We start from the raw sequence: 26,208 nt of genomic DNA, 5'->3' as shown, positions 1-26,208 counted from the left end.
AGAGCGCATGGGCAGCGTGACCGCGCAGCGCGTCCTCGACGCGCTGCCCACCGACGTGCCGCGTCTCACGGGCGCCGCCTGCGAGGCCTGGTCGGTCGGCGGCGAGCCGCCGCAGGCCGTGGTGGAGCCGCGCGACGCCGCCGAGGCCGCGCTCGTGCTCGCGAGTCTGGCGGCTTCCCCGGTGCGCGTGGCCTGCGTGGGCGCCGGGCATCATCTCGCGGCCTCGCTGCACGCCGCTCCGGTGGACCTGATCGTGAGCGCCCGGCGGCTCGCGGGCATCACCCACTACGAGCCCGCCGACCTCACCTTCACCGCCGGCGCCGGCACCGCGCGCGCCGACCTGGACGCCGCCACGGCGCCCCATCGGCAGATGCTGGCGCTCGATCCGCCCGGGGCGTCCCGCGCCACGCTGGGCGCGCTCGCGGCCACCGCCCTCGCGGGTCCGCTGGTCACCAGCTACGGCCGCACCCGCGACCTCCTGCTGGGCGCCACCCTGGTGACCGGGGACGGCCGGGTGCTCCGCCTGGGTGGACGGGTCGTGAAGAACGTGGCGGGCTTCGACCTCCTCAAGCTGGCCGTCGGCGGCCGGGGCCGTCTGGGCCTGCTCACCGACATCAGTGCCCGCCTGCACCCCCGTCCGGTCGCGGACGAGCTCCGGGTGTTCGCCGGCGACGCCCGCGAGGTCACGGTGCTGGCGCGCGCCCTGGCCACCGCCCCGGTGGTGCCCACCGCGCTCGAGGTGCGTCCCGCCTCCAGCCTGCCCGGGGGCGGCGCGGGCTGGTGCGTGCTGCTGCGGATGGCGGGGGGCGCCGAGGCCACCGAGGCGGCGCTGGCGATCCTGGCCGCACGCGCGGGCGACCCGCAGCCCGTGCGCGCCCTGCACGGCGCGGAGGCGACGGCGTTCGCGGACACCGCCGCCGAGCGCCCCGTCCCCGGCCTGTCCCTGCGGGCCACCCTGCCACCCGCTGCCCTGGACGTCCTCCTGGGCGAGGTGGCCGCCCTGGCCGATCGGACCGGAGCGGCCGCCGGCGTGCGCATCCTCCCCACGGAAGGCCTCGCCACCCTGGATCTGGGGCCGGACGCGGTGGCCCTGGTGGAGCCCGACCTGCCCGGTGTGCTCGCCACGGCCCGCCACCGGCTCGCCCAGCGCGGGGGCTCCCTCACCCTGACCGCCGCGCCCGCGTCCGTGGTGCGGGCCTTCCCGGTCTTCGCGCCGGATGCCGGGCGTGATGCCCTGCTGGCGCGCGTGATCGCGGGCTTCGACCCGGGCGGCGTGCTGGCCGGGAGCGGAGGGCTGCCATGAGCGTGAGCCCGCCCCGGACGGGACCGGTCCCCACGCACCTCGCGGAGCGGCTGGCCCGGCAGTCGGACCGACTCATGCCGTGCGTGCACTGCGGCTTCTGCCTGCCGGCCTGCCCCACGTACACGCGCCTCGGTGACGAAGCCGATTCCCCGCGCGGTCGCCTGCACCTGATGCGGGCCGTGGTGGAGGGACGGCTGGAGACCGACGATCCGGCCTTCGCCACCCACATCGACCGCTGCCTCGGGTGTCGGGCCTGCGAGACGGTCTGTCCGTCCGGGGTCGAGTACGGCCTCCTGCTGGAGGCGGCGCGCGCGGCCGTGCTCGACGTGCGCCCGCCCTCGGCGCTGACGCGTGCGCTGCTCCTCGGCTTCGGGACCGACCGCATGCGCGGGCTCCTGATGGGCGCGGGTCGACTGCTACGGGGCTCCGGTCTGGCGAGCCTCCTGCTGCGCCTGCTGCCGGACACCGCGCTCTTCGCCAACGCGCGGATGGGGCTGGCCATGCTGGTGGCGTCCGGCCCGGCCCGCGGCGTGATCGCCGGGGGTCGGCTGCCGCGCTCGGCGGGCGACGCCGGCACGGTGGCGCTTCTGGACGGCTGCGTGCAGGAGGGTCTCTTCGCGCGCGTCAACGGAGCGACCGCCCGTACGCTCGCCGCCAACGGCTACGCCGTCCGGACCGCGGCCGGACAGGGCTGCTGCGGCGCGCTGCACGCCCATGCGGGGGCGGTGGAGGACGCACGCGCGCTCGCGCGTCGCAACATCGCCGCGTTCGAGACGAGCGGCGCAGACTGGATCGTGACCAACGCGGCGGGCTGCGGGGCCGCCATGCGCGAGTACGGCCACCTGTTGGCGGACGACGCCGCGTGGGCCGAGCGTGCGGCACGGCTGGCGGCGCGCGTGCGCGACGTGACCGAGCTGCTGGTGGCGCAGGGCCCGCGTCCCGGTGCGGAGCTGCGCCGTCGGGTGACCTACGATGCGCCCTGTCACCTGCATCACGCCCAGAAGGTGACCACCGCTCCGCTCGTGGTGCTCGACGCCATTCCCGGCCTGGAGCGGGTGCCGTTGCGCGGCGCCGAGGAATGCTGCGGCGGGGCCGGCATCTACGCGCTGACCCATCCCGACCTCGGCGGTCGCATCGGCGGAGACAAGGTGCGGGCCGTGCGCGAGACCGGCGCCGAGCTGGTGGCCACGGGCAATCCCGGGTGCATGATGCAGATCGGAGCCGGGCTGGTGCTGGATGGCGCCGGCACGGAGGCCGTGCACCCGGTGGAGCTGCTCGACGCCAGCTACCGGGCCGCGGGCTACTACGACCAGGGAGAGGCGGTGTGACGGGCTTGTTCGAACAGTGGTTGGCCGCGGTGGAGCCGATGGTGCGGGCGGAGAGCCCGAGCGGCGATATCGCGCGTCTCGAGGCGCTCGCCGCACAGATCGCGGAGTCCTTCCGCGCCCGTGGAGCCGAGGTCGCGCTGGAGCCCGCGGGCGGCGCCGGCACCCACCTGCTGGCGCGTCTGGGAGCGCCCCGGTCCACGGGACGCGGGCCGCTCCTGATCCTCGGTCACTTCGACACGGTCCATCCGGTCGGGACCCTCGACCGCCTGCCCTTCCAGGTGGAGGACGACCGGGTGACGGGGCCGGGCGTCTACGACATGAAGGGCGGGATCGCCGCACTCCTGGTGGCGCTGGACCGGCTGACCGAGCGCGGCGAACGGCTGCGCGACCAGGTGCTCGTCTACCTCACCTGCGACGAGGAGAGCGGGTCGGCCACGTCGCGCGCCCGGATCGAGGAGTTGGGCCGGTCCGCGCGCGGGGCCCTGGTGCTGGAGCCCAGCCTGCCGGGCGGGGGCGTCAAGCTCGCCCGCAAAGGCGTGGCCCTCTACCACGTGGCGGTGGAGGGCGTGCCCGCGCATGCGGGCATCGAGCCCGAGGCCGGAGCGAGCGCCATCCACGAGCTCCTGCGGGTGCTGGGGACCGTCCTGGGCCTGGCGGACGCGCGTGTGGAGACCACGTTGAACGCGGGCACCATCCAGGGCGGGACGGCGTCCAACGTGGTGGCCGAGCGCGCGGCGGCGGACGTGGATGTCCGCTTCTGGACACGGGGAGAGGCCGAGCGCGTCCACGCCGCCATGCAGGGGCTCAAGCCGCGCGATCCGCGCTGTACGCTGACGGTGGCGGGCGGCGTGAACCGCTACGCGCTGGAGGAGACCCCGGGCAGTCGGGCGCTCTTCGACGTGGCGGTGGAGCAGGCCCGCGCCCTGGGCTTCCCGCTGTCGGGCGGGGGGACGGGTGGGGCGTCGGACGGCAATCTGCTGGCCGGCGTGGGCTGCCCCACGCTCGACGGCCTGGGGCCGGACGGAGGGGGTGCGCATTCGCTGCACGAGTTCGTGTACCGTGAGCCGCTGCCCGCGCGCATCGAGCTGCTGGCGCGCCTCTTGAGCCGGCTGTGAGCGACCCCGCGTACGAGATCCGCCCCTTCGCGAGCATCGCGGAATACCACGCCTGCATCGCGCTGCAGGAGGAGGTCTGGGGCAGGGGCTTCTCGGAGCGGGTCCCGCTGGCGATCCTCAAGGTCGCGCAACGCCTGGGCGGCCTGGCCGCTGGCGCGTTCGCTGCGGACGGTGGGCTCGTGGGGTTCGTGTTCGGCATGACGGGGGTGGAGCGCGGCCGGCTGGTGCACTGGTCGGACATGCTGGCCGTGCGTCCGGGGCTGCGCGACACCGGTCTGGGCACCCGCTTGAAGGCGTATCAGCGTGACCGCATGCGGGCGTTGGATGTCGGACGTGTCTACTGGACGTTCGATCCGCTCCAATCGCGCAACGCCTACCTCAACTTCAACAAGCTCGGGATCGTCGTGCGCGAATACGCGCGCGACATGTACGGCGACACCGACTCTCCCCTGCACGCGGGCATCGGGACGGACCGCTTCGTGGCGCTCTGGCCCATCGCGACCCGCCGCGTGGCGGATCGCCTGGAAGGACGCGGCGTGCCCCGACCCGACGAGGTGGCGGACGTCCCGCTGGCGCTGGACGCGGCGATGGAGGACGGGCTGCCGGTGCCGGTCGCGCCGCGCACCGACCTCGAGGCCCCGCAGGTGCTGGTGACGATCCCGGGGAACCTCGACGCCCTCAAGAGCCTTTCGCTGGCGAAGGCCGTACGCTGGCGCGAAGCCACGCGCGCGGTCCTGACCCACTATCTGGACCGGGGGTGGGAGGTGCGCGAGTTCTTCCGGGCGGGAGAGGTCTCGCGCTACCTGCTCGCGCCGGTCTCCGTCGACGAGCGCGACCCATGAAGCCTGCTCCCCACATCGCCATCCTGGGTGCCGGCCCGATCGGTCTGGACGCGGCGCTGGCCGCGCGCGAGTCCGGCTGGACCTGCACGGTCTTCGAGGCCGGCCCGGGCGTCGGCAGCCACGTCCGGGCGTGGGGTCACGTGCGCATGTTCTCGCCCTGGGCGCTGGATCTGTCCGAACGGATGCGGCGCGCCCTGGCTGCACCCGCCCCGGCGGACGACCCGGAGGACTGCCCCACCGGCGCCGAGTACGTCGAGCGCGTGCTGGAGCCGCTGGCGGGCGTGCTGGCCGGATGCATCCACACCGGTGCCCGGGTCGTGGCCGTGTCGCGGGACGCGACCCTCAAGGACGACGGGATCGGAAGCGGGGTGCGCGCCCTCCGTCCGTTCCGGATCCTCGTGGCCCACGCGGACGGGCGCGAGTCCGTGCACCGGGCCGACGTGGTCCTGGACTGCACGGGGACGTACGGACAGCCCAACCCGCTCGGGGACGGGGGGATCCCCGCTCCGGGCGAGCGCGCCGCGGAGGCCGACATCGTGCGGTCCATCCCGGACGTCCGGTCCGATGCGTCGGGGTGGAAGGGGCGTCGCGTGCTGCTGGTGGGTGCCGGCCACTCCGCACAGACCGCCGCGCGGGACCTGGCGGGACTCGCGGAGCGGACCGGGACGCAGGTGTTGTGGGCCGTCCGGGAAGACCCGGCCTGCTTCGAGCCGATCCCGGACGATCCGCTTCCCGAGCGGGCGGCCCTGGCACGCTCCGCCGCTGCGCTGGCGGCCGGCCGGCTCCCTGCGGTGCAGGTGAGGGCGGGCCGCGTGGTGGATGCCGTGGCGCGGGAGGGGGACGCGCTCCAGGTGGACCTCCGCAGGAGCGACGGCGCCATCGAGCGCGAGCGCGTGGACCGGATCGTGTCGCTCACGGGCTCCATCGGAGACGCGGGGCTGTACCGGCAGCTCCAGGTCCACGAGTGCTGGGCCACCGCCGGTCTGATGAAGCTCTCCGCCGCCCTGCTCGGTGCGGGCAGCTCCGCGGACTGCCTGGACCAGGGCGGCCACGGCATCGATGCGCTCCGGAGCCCGGAGCCGGATTTCTTCGTGTTGGGATCGAAGTCCTACGGACGCAACAACACCTTCCTGCTCAAGGTCGGCTTCGAACAGGTGGACGACGTCTTCGCCCACCTGCGGGCGCGCTGAGCGGATCAACCCGAAAGGAACGGACGGTATGCGGATCGATCGGCTCGAGCTGCGCGAGATCGGACTCAACCTCAAGGAGCGTTTCGAGATCAGCAGCGGAGGCCGACAGGACCGCCGCGTCCTGCTGCTGCGTGTCGAGGCGGGAGGGCAGACCGTCTGGTCCGAATGCGTTGCGGCCGAGGACCCGTCCTATTCGTACGAGACCACGGACACGGCGTGGCACCTCCTGACGGACTTCGTGCTGCCCGTGGTGGCCGGCACGGACGTGGACGATCCGCGCGAGATGCTCGCACCGGTGGCGTGGATCCGCGGTCACCCGATGGCGCTCGCCGCCGTGGAGATGGCCGGATGGGCGCTCGAGTCCGCCCGGCGCGGCGCCGCGCTCCGCGATGTCGTGGGAGGCACGGCGGAGTCGGTGCCCGTGGGGGTCAGCGTAGGGATCCAGGGAACGGACGATGCGCTGATCGAGCGGGTGCGGGCGTTCGTGGAGCAGGGCTACCGGAAGGTCAAGATCAAGATCAAGCCGGGTCGCGACGTCGCCATGCTGCGCGTGCTGAGGGAGCACTTCCCCGACGTCCCCTTCATGGCGGACGCCAACTCCGCGTACACGCTCGCCGACGTGGATCACCTGAAGCAGTTGGACGAGCTGGACCTGATGATGATCGAGCAGCCGCTCGCCTGGCACGACCTGCGTGATCATGCCCGTCTGCAGGCGGAGCTGGCGACCCCCATCTGCCTGGACGAGTCGATCCGTTCGGTGGAGGACGCCCGCCTGGCGCACGAGCTCGGCAGCGGGCGCATCATCAACATCAAGCCGGGTCGCGTGGGAGGCTTCGCGTCCTCGGTGGCCATCCACGACTTCTGTCGGGCGCACGACATGCCGGTATGGTGCGGAGGCATGCTGGAGTCGGGTGTGGGCCGCGCGTACAACCTGGCGCTCGCGTCCCTGCCGGGCTTCTCCCTGCCCGGGGACATCTCCGCCAGCAGCCGCTACTGGGCCCGCGACGTGGTCACACCCGAGTTCGTGGTGGACGGAGGTCACATGCGCGTGCCCTCCGGGGTGGGGATCGGGGTCGACCTGGATCTCGACTTCATCGACGCGCTCACGGTGCGGCGTCAGGCCTTCGAGGGCTGAGCGGCGCGAGCGGACAGGCAGCCCCTCGCGGCGTCGAGCGGGCGCCTGGCAGCCGCACCTGGCGAGTGCTGCCGCTGCTTCGGGCCGCGCACGGGTGTCCACCGTGAACGACCTCCGACGCGGACACGCGGTGTGAAGCGTCCCGTATCCCCGGCCGAAACTCCGGTGTAGGACCGAGGGACCCCCTGGCCTGTGGTTTGCGGATGCCGGGGGTGGGTCGGACGCTCAGCGGGAGGTGGACCGTGATCCTTCCCACGATTCGCGCGTCGTTCGGACGCCAGGATGCCATGCACCTCGTCGGCCTGCTGGCAGGCGACGACGACATGCTGCGGGCGGCCGCCGAGCAGCGATTGGACGCCGGCGGGATCGACGCCTTGCTCGACGATCCCCGGGTGCGCAACGCGTTGCTGACCGACCGGCGTGCGGCCTCTCCGCCGGAGCTGATCTTCTACGTCCTGGTCCGTCATGCCCTTCTGGAGGGCGGGATCGACGACCGCGTGATGGCCGACTACGTGGCCACGCTGGTGGTGTCGTTCGGGCGGGAGCGGCGGGCCTACCGGCCGAGCGAGCACTCCGACGACGAATACCGCTATCTCGTCGACATCGTGCTGCATCGCACGCGCGTCGGTGCCGATGAGGCCTTCCTGCTCAACCTGCATCTCGGGAACCTGTCGCTGTGGCTGTCGGGCCTGTTCCCGCAGTACCTGCAGCGGCGGGAGCGGCTGCGTGGTGCGCCGTCCGTGCGCTACTACGAGGAGATGGGCACCACGGGCTACCGTCTGGCGGCGGACAGCGGACAGGCGGTACGATTCGGTCTGGGCGACGTCTTCAACGATGTGGCGGACCGCTTCTCCCGGGTCCGCGTGGCCCTGAACCGTCTTTCCGATGGCGTCCTGTGGCCGTCGGGTGGAGATCCCGTCGAACGACTCCTCCGGGAGATGGAGCAGCGCGTCAGGGGATGACCGACATCGGCACTTCCCAGGAGCGGAGCCGGAGCCGCCTGCCGGATCTCCGCGTGCATCCGGCCTCGGCGCCGTCCTCCGAGGGCGAGCACAGCATCTGCCCGCATTGCTGGGGCGTGAACCCCGGCATGTTCCGGTTGTGCGCGCGCTGCGGGGCGGACATGCGCACCATCCTGCAGGAGTCCGGCGGCCTGCGCCGCACCGCCGCCGTGCAGAGCCCGGTCCCTGTGGGCACGGCCCGTCGCCTGGGTCTGGGTCAGCGCGCCGTCCTCTGCCTGTTCGTGGTCATGATGGCGCTGAGCTACCTCGTGCACCTGCTGCCGCAGGGGAACCGGGCGCCGCAGGGCCTGCCCGCACCGGCGACCACGCCGTAGCCTGGCTGGGGGAGCCTCTTCCTCCGCTAGGCTTTCCGGCGACAGGCCGGGCAGAACCGCCACTCCGCCAGCAGGGCGCTCCCACACGCGCAGCGCCGCTCCACCTCCGCACCGCAGTGCGGGCACCCCAGCGATTCGTCCGGGACGTCCCCACCGCAGGCCCGACAGGGTAGCAGGCTACCCGCATCGGCCTGGAGCACCCGGGCCACCTCGTGGGGCGTGGTCACGCCCTCGGCCACCTTGCGTTGCGCGTCCTCGACCAGGCTCCGCGTCCCGGCGCGCCGGGCCAGACGGCGCAGCTCAGCGGTGGACGCCCCCCGCAGCAGGCGATCGCGCAGCGCATCATTGACGGTCAGGACCTGGAAGATCCCGGTTCGACCACGATAGCCGTCCGGGCAGGCGTCACACCCGGACGGACGGCCCCGACAGCGGGGACACACCGTCCGCACCAACCGTTGCGCCACCACGGCCGTGACGCCCGCCGCCACCAGGTAGGCCGGCACGCCCATGTTCATCAGCCGGGTGAGAGCGCCTGCGGCGTCCACCGTGTGGACGGTGGACAGGACCAGGTGGCCGGTCACGGCGGCGCTGATGGCGATCTCCGCCGTCTCTCCGTCGCGGACCTCGCCCACCATGATGACGTCCGGGTCCTGACGCAGCACGGCCCGCAACACGGACGGGAACGTGAGTCCCGCCGCGCGCCGCACCTGGACCTGGTGGGCGCCGTCGAGCCGGTACTCGATGGGATCCTCCAGCGTCACGACGTTGCGGCGGGCGCGGTCCAGCTCCATCAGGGCGGCCTGCAACGTGGTGCTCTTCCCGCTGCCGGTGGGACCCGCCACCAGCAGCAGCCCCTGGTTGGCACCGAGCGCGCGGCGCAGGCGGCGCAGGTCGTCATCCGCGAGCCCGAGCACGTCGAGGCCGGCGGGCGCGTGCAGCGGATCGAGCAAGCGCAGCACCACCTTCTCCCCTCCTTCCACCGGCAGCGTGGACGCCCGCACGGTGAGCACGCCTCCGGCCTGTTCGATCTGGAACCCACCGTCCTGCGGCCGGCGGCGCTCGGCGATGTCCAGACCGGCCATGATCTTCAGGCGCGAGACCACGGCGTCGCGCCCGACGAGCGGCAGCTCGATCAGCGTGCGCAGCACACCGTCCACCCTCAGGCGCACCTTCAGCTCGCTGCCCGCGCCCTCCAGGTGGATGTCGCTGGCGCCGTCCTCCACCGCGCGTCGCAGCAACAGGTCCACGAGCCGCACCACCGGGGCGGAGCTGGCCTCGCGCTCCAGCACGCGCGCGGAGCGATCCTCCTCCGGACGGAGGCTCGGGAGGTCCCGCACCAGCTCGGACAGCTCACCCCCGTAGGCGAGCAGATGCGCGCGCTCGATGGCGCGCGTGGAGGCGACGGCGGGAACGACGCGCCGGCCGCAGTGGAAGCCGACCTGCACCACCGCGTCGTGGTCGAGCGGGTCCGCCATGGCCACGCGCAATGCCCGGCCCTCCAGCGCGAGCGGGACCAGCCCGAGCGTGCGGGCCAGCTCCGGCCGCACCAGCCGTGCAGCCGCGGGGTCCGGCGCGAGCGGCGCGGGCGCGTACGGGAGGGCCACCTGCTGCGCCAACGCGCGCGCGACGGCCTCCGCGTCCGCCAGCCGGTGCTGCACCAGGGTCTCCCCGAGCCGGCCCGTACCGGTGCGCTGGCGCTCGAGCGCCTCCTGGAGCGCGACCGGGGAGAGGGCTCCGGCCTGGACGAGCAGCTCGCCGAGGGGTGCGTGACGGACCATGCGCGAAGATCGGCGCGGGTCCGGGGCGCACCCATGGCGTCAGGCGTCGACGCCGCTCCAGCGCAGCAGGTGCTCCGTCACGTCCAGGATCGAGTCGAGGTGGTCGTCGGCGGGCGGGCGCCGCCCCAGGAGCAGGCCCAGCACCGGGTTGGTGGTATGGCCGGCGTCCAGCTCCTCCAGGTTGCCGTGATCGCTGGCGACGACCACCAGCCCGTCGTCCGGGAGGGCCTGCAGCAGCCCGCCCAGGAATCGGTCCACGCGCTCCAGGGCGGCGTGCGCCGCCTCGCGCGTGCCGGCGTGCCCGGCCTCGTCCGTCCGGTAGTGCGCGTACAGCGTCAGGTCGTGCGCGCGCACGATCCCCGCCAGGTTGGCGCCCGCGGCCTGGGGCGAGACCTCGGGGAGGGCGGAGAAGCCCAGGTGCTTCCGCCACCCGTCGTTGACGATCTCGCTGGCGACCGCCTCGCCCCGGGCCAGGTGGTCCTGGTGCCGGTCCAGGACCCCGGCGGCGTGGGCGGCCAGGGGAGGGGCGGCCATGCGCCGGCTGGGCACGCGCTCCAGGTAGCGCTCGGGATAGGCGTTGGCGAAGGCCACCCGCCGACCCGCGTCCCGGGCGCGCACGAGGACGTTGCGCTCGGCCAGGAGCGGCCGGAGCCCCGTGGGCGTCCAGGGGCCGAAGTGCCGCCCGAACCGCTCGGCGGCGTTCTCGCCCGTGAGGAGGGCGGTCTGCCCGGTCCCGCTCTGCGGCCTCCCCTCCACCCCCAGCCCCGCGTCCAGCGGAAGGGAGCGACCGCCCGGCCCTTCGAGCCGGGGCGAGTCCAGGGTGGGTACGCCACCCAGCGCGCCCCGCACCGTGGGCAGGGAGGCGCTCAGGAAGGGGTTGCGCGCGGGGTCGGCGGAGCCGATGCCCACGCCGTCCAGGAAGACGAGGACGACCCGCACCGGCGCTGGCGTCGGGTCGGAGCCGGTGTCAGCTGGCGGGGCGCAGGTCCATCGTCACCTGGGCGGTGACGTGGCCCAGGTCGGCGCGCTCCCGCACGGCCTCGCGGATGCGCGGCTCGATCTTCTTGTAGGCGTTCATGACGCCTTCGCGCAGCTCCGCCCGCAGGATCCGCAGGCCGTTGACATCCGCGCGGCTCGTCTTGGTGACCTTCTTCTCCTCGACGAAGCGATCGGGCCGGATCTCGAACGGGGACATGGCCACCTCGTCGTGCCGCTCGGCGTCCATGTAGTGGATGGACACCGTGACGTCCCCGCGCGCGTGATGGGTGGGGATGTCGCCGATGGCCTGGAAGCGCTGCGCCAGCTGCCGCAGGTCGCGCGAGCCCGCCACCTGCATGTAGGCGCGCTCGACGAGCTTGAACAGACGGCGTTGCCGCTCGGCCGGCGTGGTGTCCCGATCCGGGACCTCGGAGTCGAGCTCCCGTCCCGAGGCCTGCCGCTGGAACTCCTCACGCGCCTCGGCGGCGCGTTCACGGCCGCGATCGATGTTGGCGAGGATACGATCGGGATTGGTCCGGAAGCTCATCAGATGGTCCCTGCGCGTGGCCCGCCGGGAGCCACCGCTCCCGCGGGACGAGCGTTCATGTCGAATTCCCACGATAATGCGCAGGGGCAGGTACGTCCAACCATGGCGAGGGGTTCCGGCGCGGTGGGCGAAGATTCCAGGGGGGGCGCCCGTAGGGTAGACTGGAAGGCGCGGACCCGCCTGAGGGTCGGCGCCCCGTCCGGAACCCGACCTCGCCTCTCCAGGAGCCGATCCTCATGAGAGTTCGCTTCGCCTCTTTCGCTCTGCTCGCCACCCTCGCCGCATGCGGTGGCGCGTCCGGCCCCGGCGCACCGGCTCCCGGGGGCGCGCTCTCCATCCGGATGCCGCCCGCGGCGGAGGCTTCCTTCGTCAAGAACGACACCGTGGTGGTGGAGGTCGATACCGGTGTGATGGGGACCATCGCCATCAACGGCCACTCGGACGCCACGGTGGGGCTCAGCTTCACGGAGGACCCCGCCGGTTTCCGGGCTACCGCTCGGTACGAGGCCCTCCAGGCCGCGATGGACAACCCCATGGGGGGCACGTCGCAGATCGGGACCTCCGACGTGGAGGGCACGCTGGTCTTCACGGTGGGACCGCGGGGTGAGGCCTCCGTCCACGAGCGCTTCCAGGTGGAGGGTCAGGCGGCCCAGATGGTGGGCAACGTCTCCCTGGCCCACGAGTTCTTCCTGCGCCTCCCCGACCGGTCCGTCGGCGTGGGCGACTCCTGGGTGGACACCCTGACCGTGGACGAGACCATGGAGGGGGTCCGCAACACGAACACCACCGTGACCCGCTACGCGATCACCGGCGACACCACGGTGGCCGGCACCCGGCTGCTGCGCATCACCACGGAGTCCGACGTGGAGATGGTGGCCGAGGGGACCATGCAGGGCATGTCCATGTCCCAGACGCTCTCCGGGACGTCCAGCGGCTGGCTGCTCTGGGACCCGCAGGCCGCCCTGCTGCAGGAGTCCTGGAGCAGCGGTGAGCTGTCCGGCGCCATGGTGGTGGACATGCCGGGCGCTCCCGACATGACCATGTCGTTGACCCAACGCTCCCACACGCGGCGCGCCGAGCCGTGAGCACGGACGGGGACACCTGGAGCGCTCCCGCGACCGGGGAGGCGGCGGCGCCGCCTCCCCTCCCGCCCCTCTGGCGACGCGTGGTGGACGTGATCCTGTCCCCGGGCCGTCTGATGGAGGCGGTGGCCCGGGAGCCCCGCTGGCTGGGGGCGTTCCTGCTCGGCGCCGCGCTGGTGGCCCTGGCGGGTTGGTTGATCCCCGTGGAGGTCTACCGCGAGTCCTTCCGGGCCATGTCGCTGGAGACCGGCAACGAGATCCCCCCGTCGGCCGCGGGGGTCGCGCGGACCCTGGGCCTCGTCTTCAGCCCCATCGTGTGGGCCATCTGGACGTTCCTGACCGCCGGGATGGCCACGGTGGCCTTCGCCTTCGTGTTCGGGGACGAGGGCACCTTCAAGCAGTACCTGGCCGCCACGGCGCACGCGCTGCTCATCCCGGCCCTGGGCGGCCTGGTGACCGTGCCGCTCCGCATCGCGGCCGGGGACTTCCGCATGACGCTGTCCGTCGGGTCGGTCCTGAGCGGGGTCCTGTCGCCCGGCTACCTGCTCAACGTCTTGCGGGGTCTGGACCTCTTCGTCCTCCTGGGGATGGCCGTCCTGGCGGTCGGAGCCACCCGCATCGACCCCCGCCGCGGCTGGGGCAGCGCGTTCAGCGCTCTCCTGCTATTCTCGCTGCTCTTTGCTTCGGTCTTCGCGTTCTTCCAGTGAGATAGCGCATGAGGGCATTCCTGGTGGTGGTCGCCGCGGCCGCCACGCTGTTCCATCTCTACTCGGCCGGCATCTCCCCCTTCACCGCCCTCATCCAGCGTCCTTCCCACCTGGCCTTCATGGCCGCGCTGGGCTTCCTGGGCTTCGGGCAGAAGAACGCGGAGACGAGCGCCGTCCGTCGCGCCATCTCGCTGGTGCTCACGGTGGTGGCCGCGGTCACCAGCCTCTACATCGTCTTCGAGCAGGACACGCTGGTCGCCCGGTCCGGCAATCCCACGACCGTGGACCTGGTGATGGGCGCGCTCGCGCTCATCGCCGTGCTGGAGCTGGCCCGCCGCACCACCGGGACCGGCCTGGTGGTCGTGGCGCTGGGCGCGCTGGCCTACGCGTTCCTGGGTCCCTGGCTGCCCGGCGTGCTGGCCCACCGGGGCTACGGCGTGCGTCGTCTCGTCGAGCACCTGTACCTGTCCACCGAGGGCATCTGGGGCATCCCGCTGGGCGTCTCGGCGGACTTCGTCTTCCTCTTCGTGCTGTTCGGCGCGGTCCTCGAGGTCGCCGGCGGCGGCGCGCTGCTGATCGCGTTGGCCGAACGCGTCGCGGGACGCAGCCGCGGTGGGCCCGCCAAGACGGCGGCGGTGGCCAGCGCGTTCATGGGCTCGCTGTCCGGCAGCGCGGTGGCCAACGTGGTCACGACCGGAACGTTCACCATCCCGCTGATGCAGCGCGCCGGGTTCAAGCCCTTCTTCGCCGCCGGGATCGAAGCAGCAGCCAGCACGGGCGGACAGCTCATGCCGCCCATCATGGGCGCGGGCGCGTTCATCCTGGCCACGTGGACCAACATCCCCTACGCCCAGGTCGCGGCGGCCGCCGTCATCCCGGCGTTGCTCTACTACGTGGCGTTGCTCGCCACCATCCATTTCCGCGCCGGCCGCATGGGCATCGAGCCCGGCCGCGAGATCGACACCGAGCCGGTCCTGAACCGCCTGCACCTGCTGCTCCCGCTCGGGCTGGTGGTGACGCTGCTGGCCATGGGGCGCTCGCCCATGCGGGCGGCCTTCTGGGGGGTCGCCTCGGCCGCGCTGTTCACGTTGCTGAAGAAGGAGACGCGCCTCGACAAGGCGAAGCTCACCTCCGTGCTCGAGCGCGCCGCCCGCGGGGGCGTGCAGGTGGCGGCCGCCTGCGCCGCGGCCGGGGTCGTGGTGGGTGTGGCGTCGCTGACCGGGATCGGGCTGCGCATGTCGGAGCTGATCATCCAGGTCTCGCAGGGCAACCTGTTGGTCGCCCTCCTGCTCACCGCGGCGGGCTCCATCGTGCTGGGCATGGGCCTGCCCACGACGGCCGCCTACGTGGTGCTGGCCGCGTTGGGCGCGCCCGCGCTCACCGACCTGGGCGTGCCCCTGCTCGCCGCGCACATGTTCATCTTCTACTTCGGCTGCATCTCCAACGTCACCCCGCCCGTCTCGCTGGCCGCCTTCGCGGCCGCGGGCATCGCGGAAGCCAGTCCCACCAAGGCGGCGTTCGCGGCCGTGCTGCTGGCCGTGGCCGGCTTCATCGTGCCGTTCATGTTCGTGTATGCGCCTTCCCTGCTGTTGTTGGGGAGCTGGGTGGAGATCCTGCACACCTCCGTGACGGCCACCGCGGGTGTGCTGGCGCTGGCGGCGGCCACCATGGGCTTCGGCCGCCGGCCGCTGCTGGTGTGGGAGCGCCTGGTGCTCGGGGCGGCCGCCTTCGCGCTCATCTTCCCCGGTCTCCTCACGGACCTGTTCGGTGGGACCGTCCTGCTGGCGATGATGCTGTCGGGCAAGCGCAGCCCGGTGCCGGCGCAAGCCGCGCAGGGTTGATGACTTCGCCTCCCATGACCACCGAGACCGCTTCCGCCGCCCTGTCCTGCCAGCGCGCCCAGTTCCGTCTGCCCCGAGACGTGCACTGGCTCAACTGCGCCTATCTCTCTCCGCTCGCCCGCTCCGTGGAAGAGACCGGCGTGCATGCCATCGGGCGCAAGGCCGTCCCCACGGAGATCGGGCCCGAGGACTTCTTCCGCGACTCCACCCGGCTCCGGCAGCGGTTCGCGCGCCTGATCCACGCGCCGGACGCCGAGCGGGTGGCCATCCTGCCCTCGGTCTCGTATGGCGTCGCCACCTGCGCGCGCAACGTGGACCTGGGGTCGGGCCGCAACGTGGTGGTCATGCATGAGCAGTTCCCGGGCAACGTCTACAGCTGGCGGTCCCTCTGCCAGCGGCACGGCGCGGAGCTCCGGGTCGTCCGGCCCGCGGCCACGGGACCGCGCGGGCCGGAGTGGACGGCCCGCTCGCTGGACGCCATCGATGCGAACACCGCCGTGGTGGCCATGGGCACCGTGCACTGGACCGACGGCACCCGCTTCGACCTCGACGCCATCGGTGCCCGCGCCCGCGACGTCGGCGCCGCGTTCATCCTCGATGGCACGCAGTCCATCGGTGCGCTGCCCTTCGATGTGGAGCGCATCCGCCCCGACGCGGTGATCGCGGCCGGGTACAAGTGGCTCATGGGGCCCTACTCCACCGGGCTGGCGTGGTACGGGCCTCGCTTCGACGGCGGACAGCCGCTCGAGGAGACGTGGATCGCGCGCAAAGGCAGCGAGAACTTCTCCGGCCTCGTGGACTACGTGGACGACTACGCGCCCGGGGCCGTCCGCTACGATGTGGGCGAGCGCAGCAACTTCATCCTGGTGCCGATGCTGTCGGCGGCGCTCGACCTGGTCCTGGAGTGGACGCCCGAGCGCATCCAGGACTACTGCGCCTCGCTCACGCGCGAGCTGCTCGCGGTGGCGGAGGAGCGTGGCTGGGCGGTGGAGGACAGGGCCTGGCGGGGCGAGCACCTCTTCGGGCTGCGTGCTCCCGCCGGGGTGGACCTGGACGGAGTGACGTCCACCCTGTCCCGCGCCGGCGTGTACGTCTCGCGTCGGGGCAGCGCGCTGCGCATCTCACCCCACGTCTACAACGACGCCGAGGACGTGGCGGCGCTGACACAGGTGCTGCGGGAAAGCTGAGCGATCTGTGGCGCTGCGGCAGCGGCTCCGTACCGGAGCCGTGACCGTAGCGGGGTTTCCACAGCACCGCAGCCGGGGCATGTTCCCTGCTTGCGGATGGGCTGCGCCCACCTCGCTCCCCTCGCACGAGATCCCCCCGTGTCTCCACCGCACCCACGCCGGGCCGCCGCTGCGTTGGCTCTGGCTGGCCTCCTGGTCGCCCTTCCCGCCGGTCTCGTGGGTCAGGCTCCCGCCAACGAGTACCTGGCCCTCCGGTCCGCCATCGGCTCGTTGAAGCCCGACCCCGGCGCCGTGGCCGACGTGCGGTCCCTGGTGCTGGAGCGCCCGGCGGCGCGGCTGGCGCTCGGTCCGGGGCGTCTGGCCCTCCTGCGGCTGGAGGGTCGCATCATAGGCGCCGTGTACACGGGGCGCGCGCGTTTCGGGTTCCGCGCCAGCCACCCGGTGGAGCGGGATCAGCTGCGCCGCGCCTTCCGCTCCGACTCGCTGGATCTGGCCGTCAAGTCCGTGGTCCTCCTGTTCGGAGACGGAACCGCCGCCGAGCTGGAGGGGCAGCTGACCTTCGCCGCGAGCGCCGTGCCCAACGGCGCCGAGAACGCCGTGCGCGACGCCGTCCGCTACCTGGAGGCGGAGGACGACGATCTGGGCTTCGACATCGGGGTGATGCGCACCTTCCTGAACGGAGACTCCACCGCGCTCTTCCACGCGCACATGGAGCTGGAGGACGGCGACCCCGTCTACTATCGCTACGACGCCTCGCTGGGCGAGAGCGTCTCGCTCGGTCGCAAGGCACGCCGCGGTCGGGTGTACGACGTCGTGGCCAGCTTCGACATCGAGCGGGAGCGTGACCCGACCTGGGTGGACCGCGACCGGCCGGCCGCGGAGGTCCTGCACTACGATGTGGACGTGGTCATCCAGGACAACCTGGACTTCCAGGCCGTCGCGCGCCCGTTCGTGATCGTGAACGGAGCAGGTGAGCAGTGGATCCCCTTCCGACTGTTCCGTGAGCTGAAGGTGGATTCGGTCCGGTGGGCCGGTGTGCGCACGCCGCACGTGCGCGACGACGACGCGTACCAGCTCTGGGTCCGCACCCCGGGCGCGGTGGAGGGCGGGTCGGGCCACGAGGTGGAGTTCTTCTACGGGGGGGACCTCATCCGGCGGGTCGAGGGGTGGGTGTTCATCCGCTCCATGACGGGTTGGTATCCGGTGGCGGGTGACGTGGACGCCACGTTCGATCTCGAGTTCACCTATCCGGCCCGCTATACGTTCGCGGGGACCGGGGTCGAGACCGAACGCCGGCAGGAAGGGGACGTCGTCTACGCGCACTGGGAGGTCACGAAGCCTTCCCCCCACGCCTCGTTCAACCTGGGCGAGTTCACGGAGACGCCGTTCGACAACGGGCGCGTTCCCGCGGTGCGCCTCCAGGTGGCGGAGCGGGCGCACAAGCGCCTCGAAGGGCTGCTCCTGCAGCAGGATATCGCCCAGCAGGTGGGCTCCGATATCGTCAACAGCCTCGCGTTCTTCACGGAGGCTTACGGTCCCGCGCCCGTGGACGCGCTCCTGGTCACCGAGATCCCCTACAGCCACGGACAGGCCTTCCCGGAGATGCTGCAGCTCTCCTGGGTGACGTTCCAGTGGACGGGCTCGAAGGGCCACGACGAGATCTTCCGCGCGCACGAGGTGGCCCACCTGTGGTGGGGCCTCTCCGCGCGGCCCCGCACGTATCGGGACACCTGGCTGTCGGAGGGTCTCGCCGAGTTCAGCGGCCTGTGGTACATGCAGCGCGTGCTGATGAACAACGAGCTGTACTTCGACCGGCTTGACGATGCCAAGCGCCGCATCCTGGAGCGACGCGGCAAGTCCGGACCCATCGGGCTCGGCCCGCGCGTGTTCTCCAGCCGCACGGAGGAGGACTACCAGATCGTCGTGTACGAGAAGGGCGCCTGGGTCATCCAGATGCTGCGCAACCTGATGCTCGACCTGGACACCATGGACGAGAGCATCTTCAAGGGTGTGATGCAGGATCTGTATCAGCTCGGCCAGCGGGGTCCGATCGGCACGGAGGACCTGAAGCGGCTGTCTGAGCAGCACCTGGGCGTGGACATGACCTGGTTCTTCGACCAGTGGGTCTACGGCAATGAGATCCCCACCTGGCGCTTCTCCTGGACGGGGGAGGAGACGGCCGAGGGCTATCAGATCCGCGCCCGCATCCTGCAGGAGGACGTCCCCGACGACTTCCAGATGATCGTGCCGGTGCGGGTCGGGTTCGGCGACGAGGGCTGGGCCCGCTTCCGCGTCCTCGTGAAGGGGCCGGTGACGGAGGTCGACTTCCCGCTGCTCCCCCGTCGACCCGACGAGGTGGTCTTCAACGAGCTGTCGTCGGTGCTCGCCGAGGTCAAGGAGGAGCGCTGGCGGTAGCCGGCGTCACGGGACTCCTGCCGCGGTCACGCCCGGGCCTGACGCCCCCTTGACCCTCACGTATCGTGAGGGTGTAGCGTCCTGCCCGGAGGTGGACCATGAGCTACACCGTGGGGGCCGTGGCGGAGATGGCGGGCATCACCGTCCGCACGCTCCATCACTACGACGAGATCGGCCTGCTGGAGCCGAGCGGCCGCAGCGCGGCCGGGTACCGGCTCTACAGTGACGACGACGTCTCCCGCCTGCAGGAGCTCCTGTTCTACCGGGAGCTGGGCATGGCCCTGGACGAGATCGCCGCGGTGCTGGGCGATCCGACCTATGAGCGCCGGAGCGCCCTGCTGGACCACCGCCGTCTGTTGAACGAGAAGCGTGCGCGGCTGGACCGGCTCATCGGAGCCGTCGACGCCGCGTTGCACGCGGAGACCAGGGGGATCCAGATGGACGCCAAGGACAAGCTGGAGGTGTTCGGGGACTTCGATCCCGCCCAGTACGAGGCGGAGGTGGAGGAGCGCTGGGGCGAGACGGACGCCTACAAGGAGTCGACCCGGCGCGCGAAGCGGTACGGCAAGCAGGAGTGGCTGCGCATCAAGGAGGAAGGCGACCAGACCATGGCGCGCTTCGTGGAGTTGAAGCGAGCGGGCGCGGCGCCCACGGACGAGGCGGCGCTCGCCACCGCCGAGGAGGCACGGCAGCACATCTGCCGCTGGTTCTACGACTGTTCGCCGAAGATGCACGCCAGCCTGGGTGCCATGTACACGGAGGACCCGCGCTTCACGGCCACGTACGATCAGCACGAGCCGGGATTGGCGCAGTTCGTCCGCGAGGCCATCGAAGCCAACGCGGCGCGGCAGTAGGAAGGGAGCCGGGGGACGGAGACGTCCCCCGGCCGCCGCGACGGCGGCGCGCACGCTCGGGGCCTTCTCCCGGTGGGAGCGGGCGGCTCGTCCTGCACCGGCCCGATCGGGATCCCGCGGCTACCGCTCCGCCCGCCGCAGCAACCGACCCGGCCGGGCCTCCGTCAGGCGGCCGTCGTCGATCACCGGCACGCCGTTCACGATCAGGAAGTCCACCCCTTCGGCGTAGCGCATGGGATCCGTGAAGTCCGCGCGGTCGGTGATGCGCTCCGGGTCGAACAGCACCAGGTCGGCCGCCATGCCGGGCGCGATCAGCCCGCGGTCGTAGAGCTGCAGCCGGCGGGCGGCCAGGGACGTCATGCGCCGCACGGCGTCCTCCAGGGTGATCACACCGTCCTCGCGCACGTACTTGGCGATCACGCGCGGGAAGGTCCCGAACGCGCGGGGATGGGCACTCCGCTCGCTGGCCGGGTTCACGGGGGAGGCGTCCGTGTCGATCATCATGTACGGGGCGCGCAGCGCATCCCACTTCTGCTGCTCGTCCATGCTGAGCGGGTTGACGCTCACGCCGCCCGTCTTCACCAGCTCGAAGAACGCGCTCCACGCGTCGGGTGTGCCCAGCACCCGGGCCGCGTCGGCCACGGAACCGCCGATCACCGCGGGGTCGATGCCGTCCGGCGCCTCCACGATCAGCACGTTGTTCCAGTCCGATCCCACGTGGCGGTACCAGTTCTCCCAGTCCGCCGTGCGCTCCACCTCGCGGCGGAGCTCGGCCCGCACGGTCGGGTCGTCCAGGGTGGCCAGGAAGACGTCGCTGCCGCGTGCGTAGTGTCGGGGATGCAGGAAGGACGTCAGCCCGATGCCGTTGCGCACGTAGGGGTACACGTCGGCCGTGACGTCCTGACCGGCGGCACGAGCCGAATCGATGAGCGCCAGCGCCTGCCGCATGAGCGGCCAGTTGGCCCGCCCCGCCGCCTTCAGGTGGTAGATGTGGACGGGAACACCGCCGCGGGATCCGATGGTCAGCGCTTCGCGGATCGCCTCCAGCACCGCGAAGCTCTCGTTGCGCATGTGCGTGAAGTAGACGCCACCGTACTGCCCGGCCACCTCGGCCAAGGCGGCGAGCTCCTCGGTGGAGGCGTAGATGGCCGGCGGATAGATCAGCGACGTGGAGACGCCCACCGCGCCGTCCTCCATGGCCTGCCGGACCAGCGCCTTCATCTGGTCCAGCTGTTCGGCGGTGGGCGCTACGTCTTCATCGCCGAGCACCACACGCCGGACCTGCGTCAGCCCTACGTTGTGCACCACGTTGAGGGGGATGCCTTCGGCCTCGAGCGCCGTGAAGTACTCGGCGAACGTGGTCCAACCCACCATCCCGCTCGGTAGATCGGCGGTGCCGGGGTCGTCCGAGCGCTGGGGTGCCGGCGAGCCGCCCTCGCCGGACAGGTAGGTGGTGATCCCCTGCCGCAGCTTGCTCTCCGCGCTCGGCGGATCCGTCACGAGCACCAGGCTCGACTGGCCCATCATGTCGATGAAGCCGGGCGCCAGCACGCGGTCACGCGCGTCGATGACGCGCTCGGCCTCGACGTCGCCGAGGGCGCCGACCGCGACGATTCGGTCGCCGCGGATCCCGACGTCCCCGCGGAACCAGGGCGTTCCGGCGCCGTCGACGATGCGGGCGTCCGTGATGAGCACGTCCAGCTCACCGCCGTCGATCACCTCCGGCGGCGAGGAGCAGGCACCGAGCAGCGACGCCAGCGCCAGCAAGGCGCGGACGCGGTGGGGCGGGTGGACCACGGGACTCCTCCGGTCGAGGGACCCGCGGAACATGCGGGGAGGCGCGGCCGCGCGCATCCCGCGCCCCGGTCCGCCCGACACCAGTTCTCTACCCGTTCGATACCTGATCGGCCTACCGGCTCCCCGGCGCCGACGGACAGACTCCACCGCGGACCCCGCGCTCTCGCGGGGCGCCGACCAGGAGGACACCGAGAAGGAGGAAGGTGCATGGAGCGGGTCGGGGAACGAGCGCGGCCGCAACGGCCGCGTTGGGGGCTCCTGCTCGCGGGTCTGACGATGGCGGGCTGCGTGGATCGCGGCCCCGTGGCGCTTCCGGCCGGAGCCGAGAGCGACCGGGGGGACGTTGCGGGATACGCCGTCGTGGATCGTGCGAGCAGCGGGCCGGGAGAGCGTTTCACGCTCGCCCTGAACGTGGAGGACGGGCTGGGAGCCGTGCAGGGTTGGCTGCGGTGGGACGTGCGTGAGGCCCGCTACCGGGGACAGATCCCCGAGGCGGGCGTGCTGGCGATGGTGAACGAGGACGGTGCCGACGCGGGTCGCCTGCGGATCGCGGCCGTGGCGCCGAACGGCTTTCCGGGCCGCATGGCGCTGCTGGTGTTCGAGTCGGCGCGTCCGGGCGTTCCGGCCTCGCTGCGCTTCGAGGCCGAGGTTGCGGGATCCCTGGACGCGGAGCCGATGCGGTTGCGGTGGTCCGAACGGGTCGCCGTGGACGCCGCCGTGGCGAGTGCGGCCGAGCCGCGCCGGCTCGATTGGTTGGAGTGGGCCGAATGGCTGGATCCGGACATCGCCGCCGTGGTGGCGTCGGGGCCCGGCCGGGTCCCGGGTGCCGGGCAGATCTGGGGCGATGCGTTCGTCAGCGGGACCATCAACGTGCTCGACGTCTCGCACATCGTGAACATGGTGGTGGGCAACCAGGAGATGGTGCTGGCCTCGGATGCGCCGAACCGGGACGCTGTGGTGGCAGGCAACGTGCGCCCGGCCAACCTGCCGGGGCTGGGCGAGCCGGGTGACGCCTGCCCCCCCGGGCTCGAGGTCTGCGGAGGTCTGCGTCGCGTGCTCAACGTGCTGGACGCGCTCGCGATCGCGCAGGAGTCGCTGGGCCAGAACCAGGTGGTGGTGGGAGATCCCATCCCCCGACCCGCACCGGTCGGCGCCGCGGCGCTGTCCGGCACCCTGACGGGCGTGCGCACGCTCTCCCCGGATACCGTGTACACGCTGCAGGGCGTGGTGCAGGTGGGAGACGAAGCGGGCGCGGCCGGCGAGCTGGTGGTGACCGCCGGCACCCGGATCGAGGCGGGTGCGGGAGCGGCCCTGGTGGTGACGCGGAACGGACGCCTCCACGCGGAGGGGACGCCGGTACAGCCCATCACCTTCACCTGTACGGGCGCGCTCAACGCCGGGTGCTGGGAGGGACTGGTGCTGAACGGAAACGCCCCGGTGAACTCGGGGGCGGGCTCCAGCCCGGCACTGGCCGGTCGCAGTGTCGGCGGCTGTCCGGAGATGTCGGCATCCTCCGGCGCGTTCGGAGGGTGCGAGCCCGCGGACTCGAGCGGGGTGCTGCGCTGGGTGCGTGTGGAAGGTGCGGGCGGAGGCACCCTGGAGGCGCTCGCTCTCCGGGGCGTCGGCACGGGAACGGTGCTGAGCGAGCTGTTCGTGGCGCGCAGCGGTGCCGGTGGGATCGGCTTCGACGGCGGCACGGCCCGCGCGAAACGGATCCGCACCACGGCCTCGGCGGGTCCCGGTCTGGACTGGTCGTACGGCTGGACGGGCGCCGTCCAGTTCCTGGTGGTGCAGGCGGACGGGGGGGCGGCCGTGGCGGTGCAGGGGGCCAACTCGCCCTCCGACCCAGACGCCGCGCCGCGGTCGTGGCCGACGTTGCGCAACGTGAGCCTGGTCGGTGCACCGGCGCCGGTGGGAGCGCAGCCCGGTTCGGCCGCCATCCGCCTCACGGATGGGACGGCGATGACCGTCGTGGGCGCGCTCGTCCACGCGCAGCCGGATTCGGGGACCTTCGTGCTGGACATCGATGGGGTGGAGACGTGGGCGCAGCTCGAGGCGGGCACGATCCGATTCGATACGTCGCTGGTGTCCGGCTTCGGCCGGCTCGGAGACCTGGATGCCGATCCCGCCACCACGTTGCCCTACCTCTCGCCGGACGCCGAGGGCCAGTTCCTGCGTGACCTGGCGCGCGGCAATCGCATCCTGATCAACTACGACTCGGTGGAGGTGGTGCTGCGGGGACCCTGGGCGTCGGTGCCCGACCTGCGCCCCATCGCCACGGCGCCCATGTGGCAGGTGGCGTGCCCGTCCCTGGCGGGCGACCCCTTCTTCGAGCCGGCGGCGTATTGTGGCGCCGTGCAGCCTCCCTCCAGCAGTCTGGGCGAGGTGGCGTGGGTGGAGCCGGCCCCGGTGGTGCCGCTGCCGCAGGTGCCGCTCAGCCCGGAGCGCGCCTACCTGCGGTACCTGGTGGAGTCACCACAACTGGGACCGATGCCCGGTGTCACGCTGTCGGGGCCGGCCTTCGGTGTGACGGGCCTGGACGGGGTGTACCGCAGCTACACCGCCGCGCAGGGTGCCTTCGTGACGTTGGGCAACCTTCCGGCGGAATGCACGGACCCCGGTCTGCTCATCCTGTTGCCACTGGCACCGCGTGAGATCCGCACGACGGGCGTGACGCTCGACTGTTCGAACTGACGTCGGCGAGGGTGTGGCCGGCCTCGTGTGCGCGTGGGCCGTGGCCGGTCACACCGTCTCAGGGCCAGCGGATCTCGAAGCGTCCGACGCCGGTCCACCCGGTGGAGTCCGCCGTGAACGCCCAGACGGTGTCGCCACGCAGGAACGGCTCGGGCAACTCTCCGAAGGGCGAGAACGGGACGTTGGACGGCAGCCGCACGTGTCCGAGAAGCACGCCGTCCTCGTCCCATACGTCGAACGCGCCCGTCCGCGGCTCCGTCCAGAGGATGGCGGGTAGCCCCGCCAGGTGCCATGTGGGTGGGCTCTCCAGCGGGACGCTCGGCTGCGACGGCCACACCCACGTGCGGCCCGTGGCATCCCCGAGCAGGCGCTGGAAGGCAGGCTTCAGGAGGGGCAGCTCCGCTCCCTCCCACACCCACGGCAGGTCGGCGCGTCCCGAGTTGTTCATCTGCGCCGTCCACGTCTTCACGAACGAGTCGCGCTCGTCCGGGGCCGTGGCGACGGGTCGGAAGCGCCGCTCGATTTCCACATCCGGCCCGGAGGGCAGCCGACGGTGGATGGAGTACGACGCCGTACATCCCGTAAGCACGCTGCCGTCGTCGCCCACGGAGAGGTGCACCATCGGCACGTAGCGCACGCGCAGGTCGACGAAGCGACCCGAGCCGAAGCGGGAGGGTCGGGGCTCCATGCACGCGACGCCGGACGTTTCCACGGCGATGGTATCAACGACGTCACCGTTGTCGATCCGTACGGCGGCGCGTGAGAACGGCGGGTGGTCGAGCTGCACCGTGGCCACGAGCGCGCCGCCCGGTGTGGCCACGAGCGCGTCGCGACCATAGACGGAGGGCGCGGCCGGCACGGCCGCCCGCCAGAGCGCGCGACCCGACGGATCCAGCGCCACCACCGCTGCGGTGTCGCGCACGAAGAGCTGCTCCCCCTGCGTGGCGAGGCCTACGATACGGGATGCAGGTGTATCGCCCTGCCACGCCACGACCGCTGGTGCTTCGGAAGACTCCAGGCGCAGCACGCGGCCATCGTGGGTGCCGACCCAGACGATCCCGCGCCCGTCTACGTGGAGGGCGCTCGGAGATCCCAGATCGGTGTCGTAGTGCTCGGTGGAGGAGAGGGACGCCGTATCCGCCAACTCGCCGGCTCCGGGCCCGCCTCCGCCGCTGGAAGCCGAGCACCCTGTCAGAGCGGCGAGAACCAGGGTAACGAGGCACGCGCACAGTCGCATCACTGCGTCGGCCGCGCCGCCTCCAGGAGCGTCACCAGCGTGTCCGCCTGCGCGGCATGAGCGAGAAGCGCAGCGCGGTACCGCTCCAGATCGCGGATGGCCACGCGCAGACTGCGCTCGAGACCGGCTTCGTCCAGGACCTGCAACGACTTGCGGAAGTCGGACGGCACCGTGCGGTGCGGTTCCAGACGAAAGATCTGGTACCAGAAGCCGGTGGGCGCGACGGCGTCCAGGCGCTCCACCAGGTGATGCGTGGTCTGGGGGCCTGCCTCGGCCAGCCGACTCGCCTCTGCGTAGAAGCCGGCCAGGCGGCCGCGCAGCTCGCCGTCGGGGATCTGCCCGACGTCACCGGAGAGGACGAGCGCGTCGTAGCCGATCCGGTACGGTGGATAGGAAGACCCCCGGCCGAGGAACACCAGCTCCTCGAGCATGCGGGTGCTGCTGGCGAGCGTCTCTTCTTCGAACCAGTCGATCAGGTGCGCGGCCACCGCCTGTTGCGCGGAAACCGTATCCGCTGCCGCGCGGGCACGATCGCGGTTTGTGCGCACGTCCTCGTGCAACCGGGCCAGCACGCCGCGTAGCCGCTCGGGATCCGGGCGCGGCCCGCCCGCGGCGGAGCACGCAGACGTTGCGATCAGGGACGCGAGAGCGAGCGGAAACAGTCTTCGCATGCTCGAAGCGGGAAGAGGAACACGGGCGAGCACGCAACTCTCGTGGTGCATCCGCGACTCGGCAATCGCAGTCCCTGAACGTTTACGCAGACGTTACTGCACCCTGCCTTGTTCCGGTCGGGACCGCACGGGAGGTTCATGCCCCCGCACCGGGTCACCGGCTGCGACCGG

Annotated in this window: 21 protein-coding genes; 15 read left to right on the top strand and 6 right to left on the bottom strand. The window is 72.2% G+C overall.

What is annotated here, in order from left to right; genetic code table 11:
• The first annotated feature begins 7 nt into the window (after positions 1–7).
• The 8 genes from R3E98_14990 (at position 8) to R3E98_14955 (ending at position 8,249) form a co-directional block, all read left to right on the top strand.
• Positions 8–1,303, top strand: coding sequence for an FAD-binding protein (locus R3E98_14990; protein MEZ4424714.1), 1,296 nt, complete (start codon positions 8–10; stop codon positions 1,301–1,303).
• Complete coding sequence (locus tag R3E98_14985; protein ID MEZ4424713.1) at positions 1,300–2,631, top strand: (Fe-S)-binding protein; 1,332 nt, start codon at positions 1,300–1,302, stop codon at positions 2,629–2,631. Before R3E98_14990 ends, R3E98_14985 begins: the two co-directional genes overlap by 4 nt.
• Positions 2,628–3,746 (top strand): M20/M25/M40 family metallo-hydrolase, encoded by a 1,119-nt coding sequence (locus R3E98_14980; protein ID MEZ4424712.1) that lies wholly within the window; start codon positions 2,628–2,630, stop codon positions 3,744–3,746. The genes R3E98_14985 and R3E98_14980 overlap by 4 nt, the downstream gene beginning before the upstream one ends.
• On the top strand, positions 3,743–4,588 hold the full coding sequence (locus R3E98_14975; GenBank protein ID MEZ4424711.1) for a hypothetical protein: 846 nt from the start codon (positions 3,743–3,745) through the stop codon (positions 4,586–4,588). The genes R3E98_14980 and R3E98_14975 overlap by 4 nt, the downstream gene beginning before the upstream one ends.
• A complete protein-coding gene (locus R3E98_14970) occupies positions 4,585–5,778 on the top strand; it encodes an FAD-dependent oxidoreductase (GenBank protein ID MEZ4424710.1) in 1,194 nt (397 codons plus the stop codon). Before R3E98_14975 ends, R3E98_14970 begins: the two co-directional genes overlap by 4 nt.
• A 28-nt stretch (positions 5,779–5,806) precedes the next feature.
• The gene (gene menC / locus R3E98_14965; GenBank protein ID MEZ4424709.1) at positions 5,807–6,913 is read left to right on the top strand and encodes an o-succinylbenzoate synthase; all 1,107 of its coding nucleotides are present in this window, start codon (positions 5,807–5,809) and stop codon (positions 6,911–6,913) included.
• A gap of 242 nt (positions 6,914–7,155) precedes the next feature.
• A complete protein-coding gene (locus R3E98_14960) occupies positions 7,156–7,875 on the top strand; it encodes a hypothetical protein (protein MEZ4424708.1) in 720 nt (239 codons plus the stop codon).
• Positions 7,872–8,249 (top strand): hypothetical protein, encoded by a 378-nt coding sequence (locus R3E98_14955; protein ID MEZ4424707.1) that lies wholly within the window; start codon positions 7,872–7,874, stop codon positions 8,247–8,249. Before R3E98_14960 ends, R3E98_14955 begins: the two co-directional genes overlap by 4 nt.
• A gap of 26 nt (positions 8,250–8,275) precedes the next feature.
• Here R3E98_14955 and R3E98_14950 read toward each other — a convergent pair whose 3' ends face one another.
• From R3E98_14950 to R3E98_14940, 3 genes are read right to left on the bottom strand one after another with little or no spacing between them, the layout of a single operon-like run.
• Positions 8,276–10,027 carry an ATPase, T2SS/T4P/T4SS family gene (locus R3E98_14950; protein ID MEZ4424706.1) on the bottom strand — a complete coding sequence of 584 codons (1,752 nt, stop codon included), beginning with the start codon at positions 10,025–10,027 and terminating at the stop codon, positions 8,276–8,278.
• A 39-nt stretch (positions 10,028–10,066) separates the two neighbouring features.
• On the bottom strand, positions 10,067–10,966 hold the full coding sequence (locus R3E98_14945; GenBank protein MEZ4424705.1) for an alkaline phosphatase family protein: 900 nt from the start codon (positions 10,964–10,966) through the stop codon (positions 10,067–10,069).
• A 28-nt stretch (positions 10,967–10,994) separates the two neighbouring features.
• On the bottom strand, positions 10,995–11,552 hold the full coding sequence (locus tag R3E98_14940; protein MEZ4424704.1) for a hypothetical protein: 558 nt from the start codon (positions 11,550–11,552) through the stop codon (positions 10,995–10,997).
• Between the two features lie 236 nt (positions 11,553–11,788).
• Here R3E98_14940 and R3E98_14935 point away from each other — a divergent pair, with 236 nt between their 5' ends.
• From R3E98_14935 to R3E98_14910, 6 genes are all read left to right on the top strand, one after another.
• A complete protein-coding gene (locus R3E98_14935) occupies positions 11,789–12,637 on the top strand; it encodes a hypothetical protein (protein ID MEZ4424703.1) in 849 nt (282 codons plus the stop codon).
• A complete protein-coding gene (locus R3E98_14930) occupies positions 12,634–13,341 on the top strand; it encodes a YIP1 family protein (protein MEZ4424702.1) in 708 nt (235 codons plus the stop codon). Before R3E98_14935 ends, R3E98_14930 begins: the two co-directional genes overlap by 4 nt.
• A gap of 8 nt (positions 13,342–13,349) precedes the next feature.
• Positions 13,350–15,182 carry a TRAP transporter fused permease subunit gene (locus tag R3E98_14925; GenBank protein ID MEZ4424701.1) on the top strand — a complete coding sequence of 611 codons (1,833 nt, stop codon included), beginning with the start codon at positions 13,350–13,352 and terminating at the stop codon, positions 15,180–15,182.
• Entirely contained in the window at positions 15,182–16,369 is a 1,188-nt protein-coding gene (locus R3E98_14920) for an aminotransferase class V-fold PLP-dependent enzyme (GenBank protein MEZ4424700.1), read from the top strand. Before R3E98_14925 ends, R3E98_14920 begins: the two co-directional genes overlap by 1 nt.
• Before the next feature lie 138 nt (positions 16,370–16,507).
• Positions 16,508–18,784 carry a M1 family aminopeptidase gene (locus R3E98_14915; GenBank protein ID MEZ4424699.1) on the top strand — a complete coding sequence of 759 codons (2,277 nt, stop codon included), beginning with the start codon at positions 16,508–16,510 and terminating at the stop codon, positions 18,782–18,784.
• 98 nt (positions 18,785–18,882) lie between these two features.
• Positions 18,883–19,638, top strand: coding sequence for a MerR family transcriptional regulator (locus R3E98_14910; GenBank protein ID MEZ4424698.1), 756 nt, complete (start codon positions 18,883–18,885; stop codon positions 19,636–19,638).
• A 120-nt stretch (positions 19,639–19,758) separates the two neighbouring features.
• Here the strand turns inward: R3E98_14910 and R3E98_14905 are convergent, their stop codons facing one another.
• Positions 19,759–21,435 (bottom strand): D-aminoacylase, encoded by a 1,677-nt coding sequence (locus R3E98_14905; protein ID MEZ4424697.1) that lies wholly within the window; start codon positions 21,433–21,435, stop codon positions 19,759–19,761.
• Between the two features lie 207 nt (positions 21,436–21,642).
• Between R3E98_14905 and R3E98_14900 the strand changes: the two genes are divergently transcribed.
• Complete coding sequence (locus tag R3E98_14900) at positions 21,643–24,129, top strand: hypothetical protein (protein ID MEZ4424696.1); 2,487 nt, start codon at positions 21,643–21,645, stop codon at positions 24,127–24,129.
• Positions 24,130–24,187: 58 nt separating this feature from the next.
• On the opposite strand, the gene R3E98_14895 is transcribed toward R3E98_14900, so the two are convergent.
• Both R3E98_14895 and R3E98_14890 read right to left on the bottom strand, forming a co-directional pair.
• The gene (locus R3E98_14895; GenBank protein MEZ4424695.1) at positions 24,188–25,273 is read right to left on the bottom strand and encodes a hypothetical protein; all 1,086 of its coding nucleotides are present in this window, start codon (positions 25,271–25,273) and stop codon (positions 24,188–24,190) included.
• Positions 25,274–25,365: 92 nt separating this feature from the next.
• Positions 25,366–26,037, bottom strand: coding sequence for a hypothetical protein (locus R3E98_14890; GenBank protein ID MEZ4424694.1), 672 nt, complete (start codon positions 26,035–26,037; stop codon positions 25,366–25,368).
• Positions 26,038–26,208 lie beyond the last annotated feature (171 nt).

This window comes from Gemmatimonadota bacterium, from assembly GCA_041390125.1.
Classification (GTDB): Bacteria; Gemmatimonadota; Gemmatimonadetes; order Longimicrobiales; family Gaopeijiaceae; genus JAGQIF01.
Note: the sequence above shows the minus strand (reverse complement) of the source record. Positions and strands in the feature narration are given on the sequence as shown.

What these genes read in the sequence shown, in the direction of transcription:
- R3E98_14990 (MEZ4424714.1), top strand. Translation starts at nt 8, where the DNA reads ATGGGCAGCGTGACCGCGCAGCGCGTCCTCGACGCGCTGCCCACCGAC.
- R3E98_14985 (MEZ4424713.1), top strand. Translation starts at nt 1,300, where the DNA reads ATGAGCGTGAGCCCGCCCCGGACGGGACCGGTCCCCACGCACCTCGCG.
- R3E98_14970 (MEZ4424710.1), top strand. Translation starts at nt 4,585, where the DNA reads ATGAAGCCTGCTCCCCACATCGCCATCCTGGGTGCCGGCCCGATCGGT.
- menC (MEZ4424709.1), top strand. Translation starts at nt 5,807, where the DNA reads ATGCGGATCGATCGGCTCGAGCTGCGCGAGATCGGACTCAACCTCAAG.
- R3E98_14955 (MEZ4424707.1), top strand. Translation starts at nt 7,872, where the DNA reads ATGACCGACATCGGCACTTCCCAGGAGCGGAGCCGGAGCCGCCTGCCG.
- R3E98_14950 (MEZ4424706.1), bottom strand. Translation starts at nt 10,027, where the DNA reads ATGGTCCGTCACGCACCCCTCGGCGAGCTGCTCGTCCAGGCCGGAGCC.
- R3E98_14940 (MEZ4424704.1), bottom strand. Translation starts at nt 11,552, where the DNA reads ATGAGCTTCCGGACCAATCCCGATCGTATCCTCGCCAACATCGATCGC.
- R3E98_14935 (MEZ4424703.1), top strand. Translation starts at nt 11,789, where the DNA reads ATGAGAGTTCGCTTCGCCTCTTTCGCTCTGCTCGCCACCCTCGCCGCA.
- R3E98_14925 (MEZ4424701.1), top strand. Translation starts at nt 13,350, where the DNA reads ATGAGGGCATTCCTGGTGGTGGTCGCCGCGGCCGCCACGCTGTTCCAT.
- R3E98_14920 (MEZ4424700.1), top strand. Translation starts at nt 15,182, where the DNA reads ATGACTTCGCCTCCCATGACCACCGAGACCGCTTCCGCCGCCCTGTCC.
- R3E98_14910 (MEZ4424698.1), top strand. Translation starts at nt 18,883, where the DNA reads ATGAGCTACACCGTGGGGGCCGTGGCGGAGATGGCGGGCATCACCGTC.
- R3E98_14900 (MEZ4424696.1), top strand. Translation starts at nt 21,643, where the DNA reads ATGGAGCGGGTCGGGGAACGAGCGCGGCCGCAACGGCCGCGTTGGGGG.
- R3E98_14890 (MEZ4424694.1), bottom strand. Translation starts at nt 26,037, where the DNA reads ATGCGAAGACTGTTTCCGCTCGCTCTCGCGTCCCTGATCGCAACGTCT.